General features: G+C 71.4%; 27 protein-coding genes. 2 read left to right on the top strand and 25 right to left on the bottom strand.

The genetic code is table 11. The features are described from left to right. Positions 1 to 7: 7 nt before the first annotated feature. The 17 genes from LJB71_RS12625 to LJB71_RS12545 form a co-directional block, all read right to left on the bottom strand. Entirely contained in the window at positions 8 to 865 is an 858-nt protein-coding gene (locus tag LJB71_RS12625; RefSeq protein ID WP_259304456.1) for a terminase family protein, read from the bottom strand. Beyond that, entirely contained in the window at positions 825 to 1,094 is a 270-nt protein-coding gene (locus tag LJB71_RS12620; RefSeq protein WP_259304455.1) for a hypothetical protein, read from the bottom strand. Before LJB71_RS12620 ends, LJB71_RS12625 begins: the two co-directional genes overlap by 41 nt. Then, entirely contained in the window at positions 1,091 to 1,429 is a 339-nt protein-coding gene (locus LJB71_RS12615) for a DNA adenine methylase (protein WP_259304454.1), read from the bottom strand. Before LJB71_RS12615 ends, LJB71_RS12620 begins: the two co-directional genes overlap by 4 nt. A gap of 25 nt (positions 1,430 to 1,454) precedes the next feature. Further along, positions 1,455 to 1,736, bottom strand: coding sequence for a hypothetical protein (locus tag LJB71_RS12610; RefSeq protein ID WP_259304453.1), 282 nt, complete (start codon positions 1,734 to 1,736; stop codon positions 1,455 to 1,457). A 104-nt stretch (positions 1,737 to 1,840) separates the two neighbouring features. Beyond that, positions 1,841 to 2,371 (bottom strand): DUF3486 family protein, encoded by a 531-nt coding sequence (locus tag LJB71_RS12605; RefSeq protein ID WP_259304452.1) that lies wholly within the window; start codon positions 2,369 to 2,371, stop codon positions 1,841 to 1,843. 1 nt (position 2,372) lies between these two features. Further along, positions 2,373 to 2,699: a cytoplasmic protein gene (locus tag LJB71_RS12600; RefSeq protein WP_259304451.1), complete on the bottom strand. Its 327-nt coding sequence runs from the start codon at positions 2,697 to 2,699 to the stop codon at positions 2,373 to 2,375. Continuing rightward, positions 2,696 to 2,986 (bottom strand): hypothetical protein, encoded by a 291-nt coding sequence (locus tag LJB71_RS12595; protein WP_259302621.1) that lies wholly within the window; start codon positions 2,984 to 2,986, stop codon positions 2,696 to 2,698. The genes LJB71_RS12600 and LJB71_RS12595 overlap by 4 nt, the downstream gene beginning before the upstream one ends. Beyond that, positions 2,976 to 3,539 (bottom strand): hypothetical protein, encoded by a 564-nt coding sequence (locus LJB71_RS12590; RefSeq protein WP_259304450.1) that lies wholly within the window; start codon positions 3,537 to 3,539, stop codon positions 2,976 to 2,978. The genes LJB71_RS12595 and LJB71_RS12590 overlap by 11 nt, the downstream gene beginning before the upstream one ends. Then, on the bottom strand, positions 3,536 to 4,036 hold the full coding sequence (locus LJB71_RS12585) for a lysozyme (protein WP_259302623.1): 501 nt from the start codon (positions 4,034 to 4,036) through the stop codon (positions 3,536 to 3,538). Before LJB71_RS12585 ends, LJB71_RS12590 begins: the two co-directional genes overlap by 4 nt. 121 nt (positions 4,037 to 4,157) lie before the next feature. Continuing rightward, positions 4,158 to 4,523: a helix-turn-helix domain-containing protein gene (locus LJB71_RS12580; RefSeq protein ID WP_259302624.1), complete on the bottom strand. Its 366-nt coding sequence runs from the start codon at positions 4,521 to 4,523 to the stop codon at positions 4,158 to 4,160. Beyond that, complete coding sequence (locus tag LJB71_RS12575) at positions 4,520 to 4,945, bottom strand: regulatory protein GemA (RefSeq protein ID WP_259302627.1); 426 nt, start codon at positions 4,943 to 4,945, stop codon at positions 4,520 to 4,522. The genes LJB71_RS12580 and LJB71_RS12575 overlap by 4 nt, the downstream gene beginning before the upstream one ends. After that, on the bottom strand, positions 4,929 to 5,159 hold the full coding sequence (locus tag LJB71_RS12570) for a hypothetical protein (RefSeq protein ID WP_259304449.1): 231 nt from the start codon (positions 5,157 to 5,159) through the stop codon (positions 4,929 to 4,931). The genes LJB71_RS12575 and LJB71_RS12570 overlap by 17 nt, the downstream gene beginning before the upstream one ends. Beyond that, a complete protein-coding gene (locus LJB71_RS12565; protein ID WP_259304448.1) occupies positions 5,156 to 5,371 on the bottom strand; it encodes a hypothetical protein in 216 nt (71 codons plus the stop codon). The genes LJB71_RS12570 and LJB71_RS12565 overlap by 4 nt, the downstream gene beginning before the upstream one ends. Continuing rightward, positions 5,343 to 5,585: a DUF551 domain-containing protein gene (locus tag LJB71_RS12560; RefSeq protein WP_259302629.1), complete on the bottom strand. Its 243-nt coding sequence runs from the start codon at positions 5,583 to 5,585 to the stop codon at positions 5,343 to 5,345. Before LJB71_RS12560 ends, LJB71_RS12565 begins: the two co-directional genes overlap by 29 nt. Next, a complete protein-coding gene (locus LJB71_RS12555) occupies positions 5,582 to 6,139 on the bottom strand; it encodes a host-nuclease inhibitor Gam family protein (protein WP_259302630.1) in 558 nt (185 codons plus the stop codon). The genes LJB71_RS12560 and LJB71_RS12555 overlap by 4 nt, the downstream gene beginning before the upstream one ends. Next, on the bottom strand, positions 6,123 to 6,425 hold the full coding sequence (locus tag LJB71_RS12550) for a hypothetical protein (protein ID WP_259302632.1): 303 nt from the start codon (positions 6,423 to 6,425) through the stop codon (positions 6,123 to 6,125). The genes LJB71_RS12555 and LJB71_RS12550 overlap by 17 nt, the downstream gene beginning before the upstream one ends. Then, a complete protein-coding gene (locus LJB71_RS12545) occupies positions 6,406 to 6,603 on the bottom strand; it encodes a hypothetical protein (protein ID WP_259302633.1) in 198 nt (65 codons plus the stop codon). Before LJB71_RS12545 ends, LJB71_RS12550 begins: the two co-directional genes overlap by 20 nt. On the opposite strand from LJB71_RS12545, the gene LJB71_RS12540 reads away from it, so the two are divergent. After that, positions 6,590 to 7,168: a hypothetical protein gene (locus LJB71_RS12540; protein ID WP_259302635.1), complete on the top strand. Its 579-nt coding sequence runs from the start codon at positions 6,590 to 6,592 to the stop codon at positions 7,166 to 7,168. The two genes, LJB71_RS12545 and LJB71_RS12540, sit on opposite strands and share 14 nt — an antisense overlap. On the opposite strand, the gene LJB71_RS12535 is transcribed toward LJB71_RS12540, so the two are convergent. The 4 genes from LJB71_RS12535 to LJB71_RS12520 all read right to left on the bottom strand — a co-directional run bounded on the left by LJB71_RS12535 (position 7,120) and on the right by LJB71_RS12520 (position 10,009). Continuing rightward, positions 7,120 to 7,455: a hypothetical protein gene (locus LJB71_RS12535; protein ID WP_259304447.1), complete on the bottom strand. Its 336-nt coding sequence runs from the start codon at positions 7,453 to 7,455 to the stop codon at positions 7,120 to 7,122. The two genes, LJB71_RS12540 and LJB71_RS12535, sit on opposite strands and share 49 nt — an antisense overlap. A gap of 185 nt (positions 7,456 to 7,640) precedes the next feature. Further along, entirely contained in the window at positions 7,641 to 9,290 is a 1,650-nt protein-coding gene (locus LJB71_RS12530) for a transposase domain-containing protein (RefSeq protein ID WP_259304446.1), read from the bottom strand. A gap of 53 nt (positions 9,291 to 9,343) precedes the next feature. Continuing rightward, entirely contained in the window at positions 9,344 to 9,586 is a 243-nt protein-coding gene (locus tag LJB71_RS12525) for a hypothetical protein (RefSeq protein ID WP_259304445.1), read from the bottom strand. A 207-nt stretch (positions 9,587 to 9,793) separates the two neighbouring features. Further along, entirely contained in the window at positions 9,794 to 10,009 is a 216-nt protein-coding gene (locus tag LJB71_RS12520) for a hypothetical protein (protein ID WP_259304444.1), read from the bottom strand. A 37-nt stretch (positions 10,010 to 10,046) separates the two neighbouring features. Between LJB71_RS12520 and LJB71_RS12515 the strand changes: the two genes are divergently transcribed. Next, positions 10,047 to 10,868, top strand: a complete 822-nt coding sequence (locus tag LJB71_RS12515) for a helix-turn-helix domain-containing protein (protein ID WP_310649423.1) — start codon at positions 10,047 to 10,049, stop codon at positions 10,866 to 10,868. Between the two features lie 611 nt (positions 10,869 to 11,479). Here the strand turns inward: LJB71_RS12515 and LJB71_RS12510 are convergent. From LJB71_RS12510 to LJB71_RS12495, 4 genes are all read right to left on the bottom strand, one after another. Further along, a complete protein-coding gene (locus LJB71_RS12510) occupies positions 11,480 to 12,061 on the bottom strand; it encodes a hypothetical protein (RefSeq protein ID WP_259304442.1) in 582 nt (193 codons plus the stop codon). Between the two features lie 186 nt (positions 12,062 to 12,247). Then, positions 12,248 to 13,426, bottom strand: a complete 1,179-nt coding sequence (locus LJB71_RS12505; protein WP_259304441.1) for a S8 family serine peptidase — start codon at positions 13,424 to 13,426, stop codon at positions 12,248 to 12,250. A 161-nt stretch (positions 13,427 to 13,587) separates the two neighbouring features. Then, on the bottom strand, positions 13,588 to 13,971 hold the full coding sequence (locus LJB71_RS12500) for a hypothetical protein (protein WP_259304440.1): 384 nt from the start codon (positions 13,969 to 13,971) through the stop codon (positions 13,588 to 13,590). 206 nt (positions 13,972 to 14,177) lie between these two features. Beyond that, positions 14,178 to 14,753: an RNA polymerase sigma factor gene (locus LJB71_RS12495; RefSeq protein ID WP_259304439.1), complete on the bottom strand. Its 576-nt coding sequence runs from the start codon at positions 14,751 to 14,753 to the stop codon at positions 14,178 to 14,180. Positions 14,754 to 14,808 lie beyond the last annotated feature (55 nt).

The raw sequence follows: 14,808 nt of genomic DNA, 5'->3' as shown, positions 1-14,808 counted from the left end.
ATGCACATCAGGCATGAGCAGCCGCCTGGCCTGCATCCGGTCTTTGAGCGCCACGGCCATGTCCAGCTTGGAAGCCTGCGTGAAGATCACACCGGAAACGCGGTATTGCCCATGCCGCCGCTGCGCCTCCTGCACCGGCATCTCGCCCATGCCGGTCTGGTCGATGGCCACCCGCGCCACGCGGTATTGCCGCATCACGGCGTCCAGGCGCGCCAGCTGCGCGGCGAAGCTCTCCCCGCGCATGACCTGCATCTCGCGCAGGGCGAGCACCCCGCCGCCCACGTCCTCCGAGCACGGCGATCACGGAGAGGTCGCCCCGCGCGGCGATGTCCATGCCCACATACACCGGCCGCCCGTCGTAGGGCGGCAGGGGCGGCGCTTCCAGGGTGGCAAGGATCTCCTCGTAGGTGAGCCACTCGCGCCCGGCGGTATCCAGGAAGGTGCACTCGTATTCCTGCGCCCAGGTGTCCGGGTCGCGGGCGGCCTTTTTCAGCTCGTCGATGTTGCGCGGCAGGCCGTCGGCCACCGCGTCATGGATGGTCACGATGTGGCGGGAAAACAGCCCGTCGTCTGCCGTCATGATCTCGTGGAACATGTCGCCCACGCCGTTGGGTGTGGAAATCACCCGCAGCTTGAGGTCGGGTCGGCTCACCACCGGCACCAGCGCGCGCCACAGCGCGCGGTTGTCCTTGTGGTGGGCGAATTCGTCGAGGATCAGGTTGTCGCTCATGCCGCGCGCCGTCTCGGGCCGGGCGGCAATCGCCCGGATGTAGCTGCCGCCCGGCAGGCGCACGCTGGCGGCCTGTTCCTCGGCGCCCATGTCCTCAGCCTCGATCATCTTGTAGGCCGCACCAATCGCCCGCATGTGCAGCGCCGCGCCGTTGCGGATGGCATCCAGCGCCCGATCGCGCGAGATGGACAGGATCGTCCAGCGGGCAATACGGCCCTCGGCCTCGGCACTCGAGCACGTCCAGCACCGCCTCCAGGGTGGTGGTGAAGGTCTTGCCGGTCTGGCGGCTCCAGCACGCCGCCTTCCAGCGGCTTTTGTCCGCGAGATAGCGGCGCTGGTAGGGGTAGAGGATGGGGGCGGTCATGGCGTGATGATCAGCTCCACGTATTCGCGCCGCGCCGCCTGGTTGATGGCGCGCACACGGCGCACCTCCTCGATGCGGCAGTCGGCATACAGATCGCGGATCAGCGGGTGATCGCCATAAGTTGCGATCCATCCCCCCTTGACGGCGCGCAGCCGCTCGCGCAGGGCGCGGTGGTCGACCTCCGCAAACGCATGGTCGTAGATCGACTGGTCGCCATCGGCATAGGGCGGGTCGCAGAAAAACGTCGTCTCCGGGACGTCGTAGAGGTCGAACACGCGCTGCCACGGCAGATGCTCGATGGTCACACCAGACAGACGGCGGGCCACCGCCCGCATCTGCTCGATGAGCGTGCCGACCGGTTTAATGCCAGTCGCGCGGCCGACAAAGAACCCTTTGCCAGCCCCCCTGAAACCCGGAATGTCGCACCATGATCCAGCGCGCGGCGCGCTGGATGTCCGTCTCGCCCGGATGTTCGTGCAACCACCGCAGCCTCTCTGTGCGGTGCACGAGCATCATCCCCAGCTCATCGGCCAGCGCGTCCGGGTGGTATTTAACGCAGCGCATGACGTTGGCCAGGCCGCCGTCGATGTCGTTCCACACCTCGACCTTGCTCTTGGGCTTTGCCAGCAGCACCGCGCCCATGCCGCCAAAGGGCTCCACGTAACACGTGCGGCGGCAGACGCTCGATGATCCGCCGCGCCAGCCAGCGCTTGCCGCCTGCGTATTTCAAAAACGGCACGACGCGATCACCCCCCATACAACCACTCCCGGATCGTCTTGAACGTCTCGGCATCGAGCCGCTTGCCCGATTTCTGCGCGACGCGCTCCACCTCGTCGAGCCTCAACCGCACCTCGTCGGCCCATTTCTTCTGGCCGATGGATGCGCGGCTCGCCTCGGCGATCGCCCGCGCCGCGAGCGAGAGCACCTTGACCTGCTCGGCAGGGTCGGATTCCTCCGACGCCTCGGCCACCCGGCTCATGGCGTCGAACAGCGCCGACTGCACCATGCGCAGCACGGCGGCCGAGTGCTCGTCGGCCTCGTCCGGGCTGGACTGGGCGATCAGCCGCGCCGCCTCGGTGCTGGCCTTGATGCGCAGCATCACGGCCTGCACGCGCCGGTCGTAGCGGTGCAGGCTGCTCTTGCCGATCTCGTAGCCCTGTTCCTTGAGCCAGGCGGCCAGCGCCTCGTAGCCGCCGTGGCTACGGTCGGCCAGCAGCCGTTCCAGCTGCGCCTTGAGGCCTTGCGGGAGCCTGTCCACCTTGCTGCGCCGGGCCATCTCACCACCTCGGCGGGCGCGCCAGCCCCGCCGGGGCGTCGGCGCGGTAGTCGTACACGTCTTCGCCGTGGGCGGTCAGCCGCGCCGCCCACACCGGCGATTTGTCGCGCTCGATTTCTGCGAGGCTGTGGCTTGCAAGCCACCCCAGCTCCCTGCGTACAAGGTCGGAAGTGGCGTAGATGGGGATCTCATGCGCGCAGGACAGCAGCACCGTCTCCGTGGTGCCGTAGGGCCGCGCGTGCCACAGCGCGGTGAGCATGATCCAGCGCAGCGCCTCGCGCTCGGCGCGGGCGATGTCGATGGCGGCGTCGATGCGGCGTTCGGTCATTTGTTCCCCCCTCGGGCGAGCAGCTCGTACAGGCGGTCGAGCTTGGTGTTGATGGCGGTGAATTCGCGGATGGCGTCTTCGCGGCGCTGGTAGTGCAGCGGCAGTTCGGCCATCAGCCGCTCGAAGCGGTTTTCGAGGTCGTCGATGCGGGTCAGCCGCGCCTCGATGTCGGCAAGCAGCCGCCCGGCGAACCACTTGAGCAGCGCGAAGATGCCGCCCAGCAGCGCGCCGCCGATGGCCAGCATGGCCGGCCAGTTGATCGCGCCGATCAGCACATCACCTTCCATGCGCTCCCCCGTTCACTTGCTCGTCCCACTGGCGGATGGCGTCGATGCGGGCGCGGCACTGCTCGTAGAGCGCGGCGGCATCGAGCGCCCAGCCGGCGATGTCGGCATCGGTGCTGGCGCGCTCGCCGGGATCGGCGGCAGTGGCGGGGCCGGTTGCAGCAGGGCCGGCGGCAGGCGCGGGCACGGCGGCGAAGGCGGGCGCACGGTGGAGCACGCGGCGAGCATCGGCAGACAGGCACACGCGGCCAGTCGTAGCAGTGGCAAGGGCATGGCGCAGGTCCTCGGTGGTGGCAGCGGCACGGGTGAGCCGCTGCTGCAGGTCAGTGATGGCGGCGGCATCGGCCGCGCGGGCGCGGGCGATGGCCTCGGCGCGGACGCGCTCGGCGCCTGCCTGGGTGCGGGCCAGCTCCGTGCGCAGGCCGGCGAGCTGCCCGGCATCGCGCCAGCCGCGCACGGTCCAGCCGAGCAGGCCGCCGCCGATCCCGGCGGCGAGAACGGCGATCTCGGCATAGGTGGCCAGCGGCCAGGCGGGGAGCAGGCGCGGCAGGCTCACGGTGCGGCCTCCTCGCCCAGGCACAGGCGCATCTCGGCGGCGCGGCGCGCCTCCAGCCCCGGCAGCCGGCGCCCGCCGGCATAGACCCAGCGCCCGATCTGGCGGCAGGCGCCGGCGTAGTCGGGCGGCGTCTGGTGCAGCAAACGCACGATGTTGCTGCTGCAAATGCGGTTTGCGCCCACGTTGTAGGCCAGGCTCACGTAGGCATCCCACTCGTGCTGGGCGAGCGGTACCGGGCCGATGCACTGCCGCAGCGCCGCCTCGGTGCGCCCGACATGCGCGCCCAGGGTGATCAGGGCGCGCACCGGCGGCAGGCGGTCGCCCAGCTGCACCGGAGTGGCGCCATCCGCATGCACGGTGGAGCCGAATCCAGCGGTGGGGATGCCCACCGGATCGCGATAGGCGGCCTCACGATAGCCCTCGTGTACCGCCACGCCGATCAGCGCGGCGGCGGACAGTGTGAGGAACGCCGGCAGCAGGCGTGGGCGGAGCGACATGCCGCAAGCGTGGTGCGCTGCGGCGCGCGGCAACAGGCCGACCCGGGTCGGGCACGCACGAAAAACCCCGGCGCATGGCCGGGGGTGTCATCGTCTCATCCAGGCGCCCTGGGCGTCCTGGTCATGGCGCGTCTGGCGCGCCGCCGCTCAGCAGGCGCTGCACCTGGCGCACGTGCACATGCAGCGCCCGCGCGATCTGCGGCACCGACTGCCCGGCGGCGCGCAGGGCGTGGATGCGGGCGGCCAGCCGCTGGCGCATGAACTGCCGCCCCATCGGGATCACGATTCGGCAGCCGGCGTACAGCTGCACCAGGGTGCGTGCGGCCAGATCGCCAGCGGTCTCGGCCAGCTCGCGGCAGACCGCGCTGCGGTCGGGGTCGTACTGGCGCGGCAGATAGACGGACAGCCCGCCCATCTGCCGCACCAGCCGCTCCACCTGGTCGGCGCTGACCCCGGCGGCGAGCAGGTCCTCGATGACCTGGCTCATGCGGCACCGCCTGCCGGGCGCGGCCTGCGCTTGGCATCGTAGGCGAGCGCGGCGATCAGCGCCCGCAGCTGGCGCGGGGCGTGCCACTCCAGGCGCGCCGGGCTGAGCGCGCCGAACATCTTGCGGCTGATCCCCAGCGGATAGGCCGGATGCGGATAGCCGGCGGCGGCGCAGTCGCGCTCGATCCGCCACAGCAGGCGCGCGCGGTCGTCGGCGTGGCGCGGCGGCTGCGCCGGCTTGCCGGCCAGCCGGCGCAGCTCGGCCAGCACGTCGCGCAGCTGGCGGTCGGACATCGCCGCGCAGCTGGCATGCCCGCCGACCCGCTGCTGCAGGGCGCGGCGGGTGTCCTCGTCCAGGCCCAGCGCCTTGGCCTCGGCGTGGATGGCGGCCAGCAGGCGGCGGCGGTCAGGGCGCACTGGCATCGTCCCCCTCCTGCGCATCCGCGCGCCAGGTGTCCTCCAGCACGCGCGCGAGCGCGCGCGCCAGGCGGATGCGGCACGATGGACCGCCCGGCGACTGCTCCCAGCACTCATCCGGCAGGCTCAGCACGATGGCTACCTCTGCCAGCAGCTGCTGTACGCGCGCGGCGTCGTCCATATCCGCGAGGCCGCGCTCCATTTTCCCGATCACGTTCATGCCCCCTCCCGTTCCACCCAGTACCACCAGGTATCCCCCTGCCGCTGGCAGGCGATGCGCAGGCCGTTGGCGCGCAGCTCGGCGACGATGCTGTTCACCGCGCAGACGTTGGCCTCGCGCACGATGTCCAGCGTGGTGCGCGGGCGGCCGTCGGCCAGCAGCCGCGCCACCCGCTGCAGCCGCTCACTCGCGGCGATCCGCGCCGCATGCATGGCGCACCTCCTCGGGCGGCTCCGGCACCGGCATCCAGTGCGTGACCCGCCCGCTGATCTCGTCGTCACCTCCGCTGTAGCACCAGCGGCCCGGCTCGGTGTGCCGGCGCCAGGCCATCCAGACGCACGTGCCAAGGTCGTCCTCGACCACCACCAGCACGTCGTCCAGCGGTGTCGGCTCGGTGGCGCTCACGGTGTGCCAGATGCCGTTCATGCCGCGGCCTCCTCGCTCAGGTCGGCCAGCAGCCGCTCCAGCATGCGGTCCAGTTCACCCGCCACGTCCTTGACCACCACCACGTCGCAGTCGTCCTCGATGCGGATGCCCAGGCGCTTGAGGTCGCCGGCGGTGAGGTCGTAGACCGCCGGCTTGTGCACGGCCTCGCGCACGCGGATCAGCAGGGCGGCCTGCTCGGCGGGCAGCAGGCGGCGGATGCGCTCGATCACCTTGGCTTCATCGTCCCACTCGACCTTGCCGCGGCTCTTGGTCCAGCCGACGCGGATGCCGTGCACCAGGCGCGTGCGGGTGCGCCGCCACAGCTCGGCGGGGCTGGCCTCCACCGTCTGGCGCAGGTCGGTCTCCGCCTGCGCGCAGGCGGCCAGCGCATCGCGCAGCGCCGGCAGGTGCGCGCGCTTGATGGTCTCGATGTCCTGCTGGATGGCATTGGCCACGTCGCGCAGACGGTCGCGTGCGGCGCGCAGGGACGCGGCCTGCGCCTCCAGGGCCATGCTCTCGGCCAGCGGGGTCAGGGATTCAGCGGGGGCGCTCATGGTCGGGCTCCTGTGGTGTCGGGTAGGGGTAGGCGGGGAACAGCCGGCGGTGCATGTCGTGCAGCAGATCGAGGTAGCGCTCGCCCAGCCACGGCGACAGTTCGTCGTCGTCCTGGTCGGCGGGCATGGCGGTGCCGCACCAGCGGCGCAGGTGGCGCACGGCCAGCTGGCCGCGCGCGTGCGCCTCCAGCGGCTGCCAGGCGCCGGCGGCGATGGCGCGGCGGTAGTAGTCGGCCAGCCGTTCGGCGGCGGTCGGCGGGGTGAGGTCAGCGAGCCAGGCGTGCATGACGCGCCTCCTGTCGCAGTTCCATGAGGGCGCGCGCCGGGCTGACCTGGCGCAGCAGCGCCAGCGCGACCACCGCGCGGGCATGCGGGCGGCTGAGGCCGTGGCGGTCGGCGAACAGCTCGGCGGCGCGCAGGGTCACGAACAGGCGGGCGGGGTCGACGTGGATGGCCGCGTTCATGCCGCCCCCCGGTGAGGTCGGTCCAGGCGGCCTCGATGTGGGCAGTGCCGAGCACGCTGCCCTGACCGGCGGCCATCATCCGCGCCAGCCGCAGCACCTTGCCCACGCCGCGCAGGGCGCCGGCCTGGGCACCGATCTCCACCAGCCGGCGCACCGCGCCGGCATCCTCCACCCCGTGCGCCGCGGCCAGCCGCGCCACATCCTCGCGCGCCACCCGCTGCACCCGCAGGCGGCGGCCGATGCGGGAAAACAGCCGGTCCAGCCAGACCGCGCGGGTGCCGCCGGTCATCCGCGCGTAGATCAATTCGTTGCCCATCAGCGCCAGCCCGATGCCGGTGGCGTCGTGCAGCGCGCGCAGGGCGTCCAGCGCGGCCACGCCCAGGTGCTGCGCCTCGTCGATCACCAGCAGCCCCTCGCTGCCCTGCAGCCGGGCGATCAGCTCGCGCTGCATGCGCGCGCCGCCGCCGGGCAGCTCGCGGAAGCCCAGCGCCAGGCACACCTCCTCCAGCGCCGTCGTCACCCCGGCGGTGGCCGGGTCATGGTGGCGATCCAGACGTTCGGGTAGCGCCGCGCATACTCGCGCGCGGCGGTGGTCTTGCCCACGCCGGCGCCGCCATAGATCACCGCGATATCGCCGGCCATGTGCGCATAGGCCAGCGCGGCCAGGATGCGCTCTGCGGTGGGCGTGGCCACCCAGGCCGGCGCCGCCGGCATCGCCGGCATGGCCTGCTGCTGCGCCAGCCGCGCCAGCCACTGCGCCAGCCGCGTGACGAGCTTGCGCGGGTCGGCGGCGTAATGGCCGCCCAGCACCTGCGTCAGGCTGGAGGCGCTGATGCCCGCCTCGCGCGCCACCTGTGCCTGGGTCAGCCCGCGGCGCGCGATCTCTCCTCGCGCACCCGGACCAGCACCTCGGCCGGGTCCGCATCCACCTGCATCGCAATCACGTTGTCGTTCATGTACCCTTTCTCCTGGTTTGAGGGGCCTGCAAGGCCCGTTTGCACCGCCCGCCCCGTGAGCTGCGGGGCGGGTGTTTTTCGTCAGTCGATCGCCTTCAGTGGCCGCGGCCGTGCGGCCAGCGCCGCCAGCACCGCGCGGTCGGCGGCGGCCACGTACTCCGCCGTGTCCAGCGCCGCTGCCGCGGCCGCCCTGCGGCCACGCCGCGGCCCGTGCACCAGCTGCACGGCCGCCGGCGCCGGCGGCGCGCCAGGCGGGCTGTCCGGCACCGGCAGGCGGGCCACGGCCTCCAGCGCCTCCATCCGCACCGTGGCGTCGCGCAGCTCGCGCGCGGCGCGCTGGCGCTGCCGGTGCGCGCGGGCGTGCTCGCGCGCGGTGTCGATGTCGTCGAACCGCGCTGTGGTGCGCTCGGCCGCGCCGACGTAGGCGCCGTCCAGGGTGTACACGTGCACCGGCTGGTCCAGCCGGTCCGGGTCGAAGCGCACCACCACGTGCTGGCCGGCCAGGGCGCTGACCGCCTCGCCGAAGTAGGCATTGCCGGCGAGCACCACATACCCCTCGCGGCGCACCTTCAGCCCCTCGGCCGCCAGCAGCCACAGCCGGCGCTGCTCCGGGCTGGCGCGGCGGATCACGCTGGCGGCGAAGCTCTCAGCGAAGGTGGCATCGAAGCTGCGCCCGCGCGCGGTGGCCGTGCGGCGGTCGCCGCGCGCGTTGTGTGCGGCGATGCCGGCCTCCACCAGCGCCGTGAACTCCTCCCAGCGCAGCGCGCGGCTGCCGTAGTTGGCCGGCTTGGCCAGCGGGCTGTTGCCGGTGTAGGCGCCGGCGGCGGCCGGGTGCTTGCTGATGCCCTCGCACAGGTCGCGGAAGGCGCGTTCGATCGGCTTGGCCTGCCCGTGGTACGGTGTGGTCCAGTGCACCTGCACGCCCAGCTGCGGGAACAGCCCCAGCGGGTCTTCCTCGCGGATGCGGAAGCGGTAGCGGGTCTTGCTGCCGCCGGTCAGCAGCTTGGCGGCGAACTCCCGGCCATTGTCCAGATAGGCGTGCGCGGGGATCCCGTAGCGTTCCACCAGGTCGCCGAAGGTGGTCTGCACCAGGTGAGCGGAGAGCGTCTCCGCCACCCGCCAGGCCAGAATCTTGCCGCTGTAGATGTCCTGCCAGGCCACCAGCACCGGGCGGCCGATGCCGCCGCTGGGCAGCTGCACGCGCAGGTCGAACACGTGGCCGTCGGCGTTCACCGCCTCCAGCGCGTGCAGGTGGTCTTTCGTGCGGGTGATGTGCGGCAGCCGCCGCGCCAGCGCCTCGCGCCCCTCGCGCGCCAGCACCCGCACCTGCCACGGCAGCGCCTCGATCCGGCGCGCGATGGTGGCGTAGCTGGGCACCACCCAGCCGTGGTTCGGGGCCACCTCGCGCAGACGGCGATAGCAGGCCCACAGCGCCGGCTGCTCGGGCCGCAGGTAGTCGGATTTGATGACCTCCCAGGCCTCGGGGCTCATCTCGGCCTCATGCCCGCTGCCCTGGTGGCGCGGCGCCAGCAGCGGCAGGTAGTCGGCCGGCGCGGCGTGGTCCACGCCGGGGCAGCTGCCGCCGCCGTACCACCAGCGGCGCAGGGTGGCCTCCGCCACGCCGTGCGCCGCCGCCGCCTCGCGGATGGCCTGGCGCGCCCGCAGGCCGCTGTCGATCAGGCGGCGCACCGTCTGCACCGGCAGCAGACGGCGCCGCGCCTCGGCCTTCACCGGCTCCGGGCGGCCGTCGAACCAGCGCCATAGCGCCGCGCGGGCCTCCTCGGTCAGCGCCGGGCGCGCTCCACGCGCGGGGCGTACCCCGTCCGCTGCGTGGCCCAGCCCACCGCCATCGCCTCGGCCTCGTAGCGGCTTGCGAACTGTGGCGGCGGCATCGGCGCCCCCATCCGCTCCGCCACCTGCGACCAATACACGCGGAAGCGCACCGGACTCGCCGGCCGGCCGTTGCCCGTCCGCAGGACCGTGGCCACCAGCACCGGGCCGGCCAGGATATGGGAGATGGCTTGCATGGGTGGACTCCTGGGTGAGGTGGAGGATCAGGCGGGCCTGCACGTCCGCTGGGAGACTTTCGAGTGCGTACTCGTACCCGCCACCGCGGCCGGCGCGCCGCCTGCAGATCCAGCCCTTCCGAACTGCCATGTTGCGCAACGCAGGCAGCGTGCGCGGCATGCCGGGGATTTCCACGAGAGCCGCAGCCGTCACCCAATGCCCGGAAGTCATGCTGCCTCCGACTGCAGCCCGCTGGCGCGGACGATCTCCGCGCGCAGGCGCTGTGCCTTGGGACCATTCCATGACCCGAGCAGGGCCTGGGTAGCGCTAGAGCGGAGGATGCCGCGCTCGCTGCACCAGCGGCTGTAGCTGGTGCCCTGCATCACGAAGCCGGCGCGGACCTGCTGCAGCAAATCACGTCCGGGAGGCGGGACGATCGCCATTGCGCTACCCTCTGCAATCCGATTAGTCAGGTTGATTATGCCAACGATTGTTGGCCTGTCAACAGGTGTTGCTATGGATCGCGCAGATATCGCCCTACGCCTGGTGGAAGAGCGGGCACGAATTGGCTACACGCAAGCCGACCTTGCCCAGAAGACGGGCATGTCCCGCGAGGGCCTGCGCCTCTATGAGACCGGCCAGCGCAGCATCAATGGCGAGTTCCTGGCCGTCGCCGCGGGCTACGGCATCGACGTGCAGTACGTCCTCACCGGAGTGCGCTCCACGAATTCCGCGAAGGCGGAAGCAGCCGCGTCCCCGGCGATCTCGGTCTCCGGCGCGGCCAACATCGTCCAGTTCCCGCAGGCGGGGTCGAACATCACCCAGATCACCACCCAGCGGCACGTCACTACCACCAAGGCCGAGGTGAAACCTGGCGACGAGCACATCACCGAGCAGCAGGCCGCCCGGCTGACGGCCCTTGTCAACGACATCGTGGAGCACGAGCAGCGCCTGAAGCAGCGCCCCAAGGGCCACCGGGCCGTCTGGAGCAGCTTGAACCGTCACTGCGGCGTCACCCGCTACCGCCTGATCCCGGCGGCAACATTCGAGAAGGCCGAAACCTACCTGCTGAAGTGGCTGGGCCGGCTTAACGCCATGCCGACGGCGGCCATCTCCGACAACGAGACCTGGCGCAAGCGCAAGTACGCCTACATCAAGATCAACACCCAGGCGGGCGGCCTGGATGACTGGCTGGCCGGCTACCTGAATCGGGCCTTCAAGGCCAGCAGCCTGACCGAGCTGACCGACGACCAGCTCAACCAGGTCTACCAGGCGGTGGCCAGGAAGCGGCAGAAGGGCTGATTCGGGCGAGGCACCCCGAGTGAAACTTCGGCGGTGAGTGAAACTTCGACGTGAAGCTTCGGATGCGGAAGTTTCACGCGCTTGGTCGCCCTGAACGGCCATTCATCTTCCGTCCTCAGGCACCGACAAGGAAGCCATGCACCCTCATAAAAGCTAACTGCTGTGCGGATTTCAGAAGATCACGTCGGCTCCGATTGCACAGCCTTCAATGCTGTTCGAACGCGCGCCTCGCCGGCTGTAGTTGTCTCAAATCAGGTGAGAAATCGACCACGGAAGCGCCCATTCAGCGTCCGATCGCTTCCATTGATTTGAGACAGGTGAAACTCCCTAACTCACTGTCACGATTGAAATTTCCCGCCTTATCCCGCGTCTTCCCATCTGTCTCAAATCAAGTGATCGCGCACACCCGGAACAGGGGTGGGCAAGCGTGGGCGTCCCTGCCCGGCCTGCGCGTTCGGCGCAGGGATGGTCCATCGCGGCAGGCATCCGGCCGCTGCAACAGCGGCCATCGCCGAAGAAGGTGGGGCGTCCCTGCCCCCGAACGACGCGGTTCCGGCGCCGTTGTGGCGTGCGATGACGGCCGGCGCCGGCATCACACCCCTCCCCGAAGCTCACTCAGTCGGAACCTTGTCGCGCTCGCAATGGCCTTGCTTGTTGCTGCGCGGGTCGGGCCCGACCCAGTGCGACCCCACCGGGCAGCGGGAAGGCAATGCGCTGCCAGGCGGCGGCTTGATGCCGCCCATCGGGGGCACCGGCGAACCCGCCGGCCCCATGATCCCGCCCGGCTCGGTGCCGCCACTGGCGCCGGGGCGACTGCGGCCATCCGCGGCCGGAGCCTGCAGAGGGTCAGGGTAGGCGCGCTTGCCAGTTGGCAGGCCTGAGCCACGATCCCGATTGCCCGGTGCGGCCTCGCGTGTGCTGGCGGCAGCATCGATGCCCATCTCCTGGTGCTTGATCGGCAGGACGCACTTGCGCTGCAGGGTGCTCCAGACATACGGACGATCACACGCGCCGTTTTCGCGGCTCCGGGGATCGGTGGCGCCTTTGACGTTGCTGCTCTTCTGCTTGATGGTGATGCGCTGCGCGGATGCGCTGCCTTCGTCCTGTGTGGACGCGGATTGTGCGAGGGCGAGGTTGCCGGTCAGCGTGAAGCTGGCGCCGAGCAACAGCGTAACGAGGGTGGACTGACGCATGGCGATATCCAGGGAAAGTGTGGGTCGATGGCCTCTGCCGGCAGGCCGGATCGCGCTACCGACGATGGGAAAGATCGTGGGCAGGGCGGGTGTTTTTTTCGCGCCTGCTGCACACGGCCCTCCAGGTGGCGTTTCGTTCAGGATGCGCGGCAGCTGCCAGTGACCGGTGCGCCGGGATGGCCCAGGTCAACGCGGAAGATCGCCCCACTGCAGCAGCCCGCAACCGGTCTGGACATCACGTCCGGCGGGCGGAACGTCGCGCGCGCCGGCGCACAGCGCAGGGGCATCGACCGGCAGGCCACGCGCCAGGCGCTGCGCGGCCCAGGCGGTGACGAACGGGGCGGCGAACGAGGTGCCGGTCAGGTAGCGCCCGTGGGCGTCGTTGCGCATCGGCGTCCACACATCGACACCAGGCGCCGCCAGGGCGATCCAGCTGCCGCGGGTACCGTCGCGGTAGGGGCGCAGGCGTGCGTCCACCGCGGTCACTGCGATCACGCCCGGCAGCGCCGCCGGATACACCAGGCCGCCGTCCGCGCCGCCATTGCCGGCGGCGGCGATGATCGCACCCAGCCTGGGCCGGGCCAGCGCGAAGGCGCGCGCGGTGACCGCATCCGGCGCCGCGCCCAGGCTGACGTTGAGGATCTGCGCGCCCTGGCGCAGCGACCAGTCCAGTCCGCGCAGCACGTCCAGCGCGCGCGCCTGCGGGCGGCCCTGAGCGTCGCGTCCGAGCACGGCGGCATTGAGCAGGACCAGCCCCGGGCTGGGGCCGAAGAACGCGGCGTTCGCCGGGCCGCGCGGCCGGCAGGCCAGCAGGCAGGCGACGGCGGTGCCGTGCTGGCCGGGATCGGGATCCCCGTTGCTGGCGATTTCGACTTGCTCGAAGCCGGCCAGATCCAGCCCGATTGCCGGATCGACCGCGCCATCCAGCATCGCCACCCGCACCGGCAGTGGCAACGGCAACGGCTGGCGGATGCCCAGCAGGTCGGTGGCGTACAGACGGCCGACGCGCGCGCCGGGCCAGGATGAAGCCAGCGCCGGCGCAGCGTCCTGCGCGCGCCAGACCGGCGCGAGATCGGCGGTGAGTTCGGGATGCGCCGTGCGCAGGCGCTGCAGTGCGTCCGGCAGCTGCGCGGGCGCGCCTTCCAGCTCTGCCACGGTCAGGCCCAGCGCGTCCAGCGTGGTGCTCTCGATCAGCCGCAGGCCGGATTCCGCGGCCAGCGCCTGCGCCGACAGCCCGCTGCCGGTTTCGAAACTGACGAGCGCGCGGCCAGGCGCATAGGCAGGGGGCGGTTCCGATTGCAGCAGGCGACGCCCCGCGCGGAACAGTTGGGTCAGGTCGACCTGGACGCCGACGCCGACGCCCACGGCGCTGCCGCGATGCCCGCCCTGGGGAAGGTCGGGGGTGCGCGGGTGGCTTGGGAGGCGCGCCGGGCGTGGTCTGCGCCAGCGCCGGCAGGCTGGCCAGCGTCAGCAGCAGGGCCAGGGGACGATGCAGCATGCGTAGACGGCGGGCGCGCGGCATGCGATCACATCGCCGGGGCCTGGGCCGCGCTGTCCACCAGCGGGCTGCTCTGCAGTCTCTGCAGCGCCTGCGCGGCGGTGTCCGGCGCGACTTGCAGGGTGTACAGCCCCAGGGCGCTCGGCCCGGCCACCACGCTGGCGTCGAGCTGCAGTAGCAGGGCGTTGATGTCGGCCAGGCGCGCATCTGCGGCGAAGGCGACCTGCAGGCGGGCGCCCGCCGTCGGAACCGGCGTGGCCGGGCCGGACAGGGCCACGAAAGGCGTGGAAGGGGGCGACGGAGCCAATGTCATCGGCGCGAGCAGTGCCATCACCAGTGCTGCGCAGGCGCCACCGGTGGCGAAGGTGAGGGTTGGCATCCACCAGGATCGCCATTCGGCCAGTCGGGTCATCAGCCGCAGTCCGTGCCGCACAGGCGCGTGCGCTGGCGCGGGTGCGAGCTGCGCCTGCAAGCGATGCCAGGCAGCGTCCTGATTCAGCGGCGGGGTATTGGCCTGCCAATGCGTCTGCAAGCGCTGCGCCAGCGCATCGTCAGAGGGCAAAGGCGGGGAGTCGTGGGAGTTCATGTGATCCGAATCGGAGAGGGAAGGAGGGATTTTCAGCGCAGGGCCTGTCCGGTGGCGCTCAGATGGCGGCGCAACCGCTGCCGCGCCTGATGCACGCGGGTGCCGGCGGTAGCCAGCGGCGTCTGCTGGATGGACGCGATCTCGGCCAATGACAGGCCCTCATAGGTGAACAGATACAGCGCTTCGCGCTGCACTTCCGGAAGCTGGTCCAGCGCGGCGGCCAGTCGAGCCTCGTCGCATTCCAGGCACAGCCGTTCCAGGGGCGATGGGTCCGGGTCGGCCGCGTTGGCAAGCAGCGTGCCTTCCTCGTCCGCGACTTCCCGCCATGCCTGCCCGCGCGTGCGCAGGACATCCACGATCTTGTGCCGTGCGATGCCCAGCAGCCAGGCGCGCAGCGAGGACGCCTGCGCCTGCGCGCGCACCGCCTGCCGCCACAGCGCCAGCAGGGTGTCGTTGACCACGTCCTGGGCCTCTTCGGGGGAGCCAAGACGCCGCAGCGCATAGGCGAAAATCGCCTGGCCGTGTGCGTGCAGAACCTGCCGCAGCGCCTGCTGATCGCCCGCGACGAGCTGCGCCAGCAGCGCGGCATCGGAATCTGGCGCTGTCATGGATGCCGGGCGCGGCCCCATGCGTTTCCTCCCGGTCGTCGATCTCCCCGGCCTT

Source organism: Thermomonas sp. S9 (genome assembly GCF_024704365.1).
Taxonomy (GTDB): Bacteria; Pseudomonadota; Gammaproteobacteria; order Xanthomonadales; family Xanthomonadaceae; genus Thermomonas.
Note: the sequence above shows the minus strand (reverse complement) of the source record. Positions and strands in the feature narration are given on the sequence as shown.

Coding starts and splice junctions, on each gene's coding strand:
- LJB71_RS12510 (WP_259304442.1), bottom strand. CDS start 12,061: ATGCGTCAGTCCACCCTCGTTACGCTGTTGCTCGGCGCCAGCTTCACG.
- LJB71_RS12575 (WP_259302627.1), bottom strand. CDS start 4,945: ATGCCAGTGCGCCCTGACCGCCGCCGCCTGCTGGCCGCCATCCACGCC.
- LJB71_RS12570 (WP_259304449.1), bottom strand. CDS start 5,159: ATGAACGTGATCGGGAAAATGGAGCGCGGCCTCGCGGATATGGACGAC.
- LJB71_RS12625 (WP_259304456.1), bottom strand. CDS start 865: ATGCGGGCGATTGGTGCGGCCTACAAGATGATCGAGGCTGAGGACATG.
- LJB71_RS12620 (WP_259304455.1), bottom strand. CDS start 1,094: ATGACCGCCCCCATCCTCTACCCCTACCAGCGCCGCTATCTCGCGGAC.
- LJB71_RS12600 (WP_259304451.1), bottom strand. CDS start 2,699: ATGACCGAACGCCGCATCGACGCCGCCATCGACATCGCCCGCGCCGAG.
- LJB71_RS12515 (WP_310649423.1), top strand. CDS start 10,047: ATGCCAACGATTGTTGGCCTGTCAACAGGTGTTGCTATGGATCGCGCA.
- LJB71_RS12560 (WP_259302629.1), bottom strand. CDS start 5,585: ATGAACGGCATCTGGCACACCGTGAGCGCCACCGAGCCGACACCGCTG.
- LJB71_RS12495 (WP_259304439.1), bottom strand. CDS start 14,753: ATGACAGCGCCAGATTCCGATGCCGCGCTGCTGGCGCAGCTCGTCGCG.
- LJB71_RS12580 (WP_259302624.1), bottom strand. CDS start 4,523: ATGAGCCAGGTCATCGAGGACCTGCTCGCCGCCGGGGTCAGCGCCGAC.
- LJB71_RS12545 (WP_259302633.1), bottom strand. CDS start 6,603: ATGAACGCGGCCATCCACGTCGACCCCGCCCGCCTGTTCGTGACCCTG.
- LJB71_RS12585 (WP_259302623.1), bottom strand. CDS start 4,036: ATGTCGCTCCGCCCACGCCTGCTGCCGGCGTTCCTCACACTGTCCGCC.
- LJB71_RS12525 (WP_259304445.1), bottom strand. CDS start 9,586: ATGCAAGCCATCTCCCATATCCTGGCCGGCCCGGTGCTGGTGGCCACG.
- LJB71_RS12595 (WP_259302621.1), bottom strand. CDS start 2,986: ATGGAAGGTGATGTGCTGATCGGCGCGATCAACTGGCCGGCCATGCTG.
- LJB71_RS12605 (WP_259304452.1), bottom strand. CDS start 2,371: ATGGCCCGGCGCAGCAAGGTGGACAGGCTCCCGCAAGGCCTCAAGGCG.
- LJB71_RS12610 (WP_259304453.1), bottom strand. CDS start 1,736: ATGGGCGCGGTGCTGCTGGCAAAGCCCAAGAGCAAGGTCGAGGTGTGG.
- LJB71_RS12550 (WP_259302632.1), bottom strand. CDS start 6,425: ATGCACGCCTGGCTCGCTGACCTCACCCCGCCGACCGCCGCCGAACGG.
- LJB71_RS12520 (WP_259304444.1), bottom strand. CDS start 10,009: ATGGCGATCGTCCCGCCTCCCGGACGTGATTTGCTGCAGCAGGTCCGC.
- LJB71_RS12555 (WP_259302630.1), bottom strand. CDS start 6,139: ATGAGCGCCCCCGCTGAATCCCTGACCCCGCTGGCCGAGAGCATGGCC.
- LJB71_RS12540 (WP_259302635.1), top strand. CDS start 6,590: ATGGCCGCGTTCATGCCGCCCCCCGGTGAGGTCGGTCCAGGCGGCCTC.
- LJB71_RS12500 (WP_259304440.1), bottom strand. CDS start 13,971: ATGACCCGACTGGCCGAATGGCGATCCTGGTGGATGCCAACCCTCACC.
- LJB71_RS12565 (WP_259304448.1), bottom strand. CDS start 5,371: ATGCATGCGGCGCGGATCGCCGCGAGTGAGCGGCTGCAGCGGGTGGCG.
- LJB71_RS12615 (WP_259304454.1), bottom strand. CDS start 1,429: ATGCGGGCGGTGGCCCGCCGTCTGTCTGGTGTGACCATCGAGCATCTG.